Source organism: Endozoicomonas arenosclerae (genome assembly GCF_001562015.1).
Lineage (GTDB): Bacteria > Pseudomonadota > Gammaproteobacteria > Pseudomonadales > Endozoicomonadaceae > Endozoicomonas_A > Endozoicomonas_A arenosclerae.
On the sequence record NZ_LASA01000214.1, the window covers coordinates 1 to 4,517 of the forward strand.

General features: G+C 45.1%; 3 protein-coding genes and 1 pseudogene. 1 reads left to right on the top strand and 3 read right to left on the bottom strand.

Annotated features, from left to right (window positions below):
• Positions 1–166, bottom strand: a pseudogene (locus WG89_RS32470) (IS5/IS1182 family transposase); the annotation flags it as partial.
• Positions 167–437: 271 nt separating this feature from the next.
• Here WG89_RS32470 and WG89_RS27580 point away from each other — a divergent pair.
• The gene (locus WG89_RS27580) at positions 438–2,024 is read left to right on the top strand and encodes a GMC family oxidoreductase (protein WP_062270872.1); all 1,587 of its coding nucleotides are present in this window, start codon (positions 438–440) and stop codon (positions 2,022–2,024) included.
• A gap of 70 nt (positions 2,025–2,094) precedes the next feature.
• Here WG89_RS27580 and WG89_RS27585 read toward each other — a convergent pair whose 3' ends face one another.
• Both WG89_RS27585 and WG89_RS27590 read right to left on the bottom strand, forming a co-directional pair.
• A complete protein-coding gene (locus WG89_RS27585; RefSeq protein WP_062270874.1) occupies positions 2,095–2,796 on the bottom strand; it encodes a CCAAT/enhancer-binding protein in 702 nt (233 codons plus the stop codon).
• A 257-nt stretch (positions 2,797–3,053) separates the two neighbouring features.
• Positions 3,054–4,010, bottom strand: coding sequence for a hypothetical protein (locus WG89_RS27590; RefSeq protein WP_153301872.1), 957 nt, complete (start codon positions 4,008–4,010; stop codon positions 3,054–3,056).
• Positions 4,011–4,517 lie beyond the last annotated feature (507 nt).

Below are 4,517 nucleotides of genomic sequence, written 5' to 3' on the forward strand. Positions count from 1 at the left end.
TTGATCCTGTGCCTCGATAAGAATTGATCAGTGGAGACAGGTCGAGCTGGTCAACAACATCCACCACAAAGCGAGCCATATGACCTTCTGGAAGATAATCCTGGATGCTGGCAGGGAAAAGGTCGGGAGTGTTTCGGTCGACCGGTTTGAACTTCCACTTATTCATAGTGCTTTGAGTGTTACTGGTACTGGAATCAGGATTTTACCTGTTTTGCTGGTTAAGTCCGACAGGCTCCTAGCCACCTCATTCGCAGGTGGCTTTTTAGTTTTACACGCCAGTCTATTTCTATCCTGCATGGTCCTTTTGTATGATATTAAGTCGATCGAATTAATATACGATCTTCAATAATTGATGTACCTGTTATAAAAGGTTGTTCCTGAGCTGCCTGTACCGGAAAGCCGCCAATAACGAATAAAAAACGCAGGATGATGCTTTTATGTATGACTTTATCATTGTCGGTGCCGGTTCGGCTGGCTGCGTACTGGCCAATCGCCTCTCAGCCAACCCTGCTCATAAGGTGCTGCTGCTGGAAGCAGGGCCCCGTGACAATAACCCGGTGATCCATATGCCCGGCGGTGCTGCTGAAGCCATGAAGAGCAGCAAGCTGAACTGGAAAATGGAGTCTACCCGCCAGAAAAACATGGGTAACCGCAAGCTGTCTGTGCCCAGGGGTAAAACGCTGGGGGGCTCCAGTGCCGTCAATGGCATGGTATACATCCGTGGTCACGCATCTGATTATGATGACTGGGCAGAAGCAGGCAATGATGGATGGAGCTATAAAGACGTACTGCCTTACTTCAAGAAGAGTGAAAATAATTCACGTGGCGCCAACGAATTTCACGGTGACCAGGGCGAACTGCAGGTCAGTGATGCGGGCTCCAATCTACCGGCTTTTGATATTTTTGTTGAAGCCGGTAAAGAAATTGGCATCAAAGAATGTGAAGACTTTAATGGCGCTGATCAGGAAGGTATAGGCTTATATCAGACAACCATTCGAAAAGGTTTGAGGAGCAGTAGTGCTGCAGCTTTCCTGAAACCGGCTGAAAAGCGAAGTAATCTTACTGTTCGTACTGGCATTGAAGTCACACGGGTCATTTTGTCGGGCAAAAGAGTGACCGGCGTAGAAGTTCTGAGTGGGAAAAAGACGGAAGTCATCAACGCTTCTCGTGAAGTGATACTCAGTGCAGGGGCAATTAAAAGCCCGCATATTCTTCAGTTATCAGGCATTGGTCGTGAATCAGATCTGACTGAAGCCGGGGTAAGAACACTCCATGAGTTGCCTGGTGTGGGTTACAACCTGCAGGAACATCTGGATCTTCATATTAACTATGAAACAAAGCCAGAGATCAGCCTGAATGGTTTGGATTTCTTCCCCCATAACGCCAAAATCGGCCTGGAATGGTTGCTGACTAAAGACGGTATTGGGGCCTACAGTGGCATTGAAGGGGGAGCATTCCTGAAGAGTTCTCCGGAGTTGAGTCGCCCGGATATCCAGTTCCACTTTGTGCCCACTTACATGATCAGCCTGACCGACCCCTTGCCCAGAACCAAAGGGATCTCTATTCAGGGCTGCAATCTAAGACCTGAAAGTCGTGGCACCATTAAAGTAAAGTCAGCCAATCCACTGGATTATCCGGAAATAGATTTTAACCTGCTGGACAGTGAATACGACATGCAGGTATTACGAAAGGCTCTGGATATTACTTTTGATATGGCCGCTTCCAAAGCCTGGTCAAAGTATATAACCCGGCCTATTACTCCAAACCTTGAAAGTACTAATGAAGAGGTTCTAAGGGATGTAATTCGCCGCACGGCAGAAACGGTTTACCATCCTGTAGGCAGCTGCAAGATGGGGCAGGACGAGCTTTCTGTAGTTGATGAAACTTTGAAGGTTCGTGGTCTTGAAGGTATCAGAGTTTGTGATGCCTCCATTATTCCAAATCTGATCGGTGGGAATACCAATGCACCCACCATGATGATTGGTGAAAAGTGCGCTGACATGATTTTGGCCGAGGCTTCTTGAAAAGCTTGATGCAACGCGTTTGAGTGGGAGGGCTGTACCAGGTTTGCACCCGGTACAGCAGGGGAAGGGATTACGACTGTTGTTGGCCGCTGAAAATGTCTCGGTGGAGTTTCTTCAGCATGTTGATTTCTTGAGTCAGGTCAGTCACTTGTTCCTGCAGCTGTCCGTTTTGAGTCTCAAGTTCTCTTACGCGGGCTTCGGTAGCCATATCACGCTCTTTTTTCTTCTGTCGGCTCTTGGCAACAGCAACGTTGTTTCTGTCTCGTTTCTCACGATATTCATCACTGTTTTTGTCCAGAACCTTGGTTTTTCCCGCACGTACTTTACCAGGCGCTGGCTTCTGATCGTCATAGGTGCCGAGAGCAGTTATAAGTGCTCCTGGTCCAAAAGAGCCACTGTGGGAAAGACTTTCATCGCTGGTGCTGTAGCCATCTACACCTGAATCAGGCGAGCTAGGGGCTTCAGACTTGATAGAAACGAAATTTGGGAAACTATCTGGTCTAGGAAACTCAAAGGTCTCGTCTATATGATTTCCAGCAGACGTGGAACTCGCTACGTCTCTGTCGTAAACGCTTTGCTGGTAGCTACTATATCCTGAAGCAGGTGCAGCAGGCATCTGATTGTATTGATAGCAAGCTGTTGCGGTGTAGCCATAGCCGTAACCGTAATTACCATATGGTGCTTGCATAGGGTTAGTACCAGGAAAGGCGCCTCCCTGTCCGAACGCAAAAGGCTGACCAAACTGGCCATTCATTGAACTCATCTGATCCATGATATATATCTCCTTTATAAGGTTTTCTGATAGGTTCGAAGGCAGTCTAGTTGGTGATTTCGGACTTAGTGCATGACAAGGATGTTAGAATGGCTAACAAACTTACTGGACAGGTTTGAAAAGCTGTAAATACGCGGCATGGGGCACTTCAAAAGACAGCTGAATAGAGTTAATAGCCGGGTTAATCCGGTGCTGAATTGATCTTATTAATATGCAATAGAAGATATTTAGGCCTTTCAAGAGAAAGACCCAAATGATCACCAGAGACCCAGGAAGTATCCAGATGCATAGGTTAGGAAGCTATACAAAACTGTTTGGGCTGTTATTGAATCTGCTGAAGAAGTTGTAATGAATTCATCACTGCTTATTGGATTATCTATAGATCTTGTAGTGGATGCTGTATTTGGGGCTGGAACAGTGGGAGGAGCTAAAGTAGGGCACTGAATACCATCAAAAAATTCTCCGGGGATATCAGGCTGAGAGCAGGGAGCATTATCCGATAGCTGGCGTTCCTCATTGGCTTGCATGCAGACATTATCCAGACGTTCTTTTTTAACGCTGATTTCAAGAGCATTCTGCTGGTTGTTGGGTATTGATATGACCAGTTTGATAAAATCCTGATTGCTGCTTACATATTCTGCAGAAACAATGGTCAGGTTGCCTGCGAGCATTCTATTGACGGCCATGATTCGCTCATCGTTAAGTAATACGCGATCGGCCTGATCGGGTGCACGAGCTCGTAACAAATCAAATGCACCAATCTCCACGGTATTGTCCTCCTCATCATGAGTGAAAACGGCTAATGAATGTCGGTAATCGATCAGGCTTTCTACTGTTTTAATGTGGTCGTTGCGTTTGTAGATCATTTCGATTCGGCACTGACTGGGTTCAGTGGGTGTAGTGGTGGTCAGCTGACACGAACTGCGAGACTGGGCGGATCGACATGCAGGACTGAAAGCAATTTGTTGTAATTGTGCTCCCTGGAACTCGCGAACAGCAACACTGTACTTTCTTCCAAAAGTGCCTGTGGAAAATAATCTCTCACTGCTTTCCTGAGATAAATCAGAAGCTTCTTGTTGGGGAGCTTTGATCTCAAAATTGTTGATAATAAATTGTTCGTCTTCATCATTCCTTATATTAAGAGTATATTCAATGTCATCCGGATACCCTTCTTGCGGAGGGGTAACTGAGGACTTTGTCCAAGGTTTTTTCATTTCAGTTAATGTATTCTCTCCTCTGTTGAGACCTGAGATCAAATTGTATTGCCCTGTGTAAGACCGACTGTTAATAGCCTCACATTGAATCATTTGTGGTTGAGTCAATATGACTGAGCGATGCACGTCAGTAATTCGGAAGTTTCTAAAATCAAAAACAAGATCGTCCAGGTCTTCTTCGGAACAATAATCGACCAGGCTCCGTGTATGGCCTAATGAAAGAATCTGACCCTGAAAGTCTCTTGTAATGGTGAATGTTCTATTAAGAAACTGGTAGGACAGTGCGTTATCCTGAGAAAAGGCGTGAGTGCTGCTCAAAGTTAATAATAAATAAGCGCTCTTTTTGATGAATTCTTTTTTTAAAAAACTAATCATGCTTATGATTTACAACCTGTATGTATTAAGAGTTGCAAAGCTTAGTAGTTGATTATTTCTTTGGCTTAAGATTAATAAACGATTATCTGATAAAAAATGGTTTTTTAATGAGGGTTATTAAGAAGATTGAGC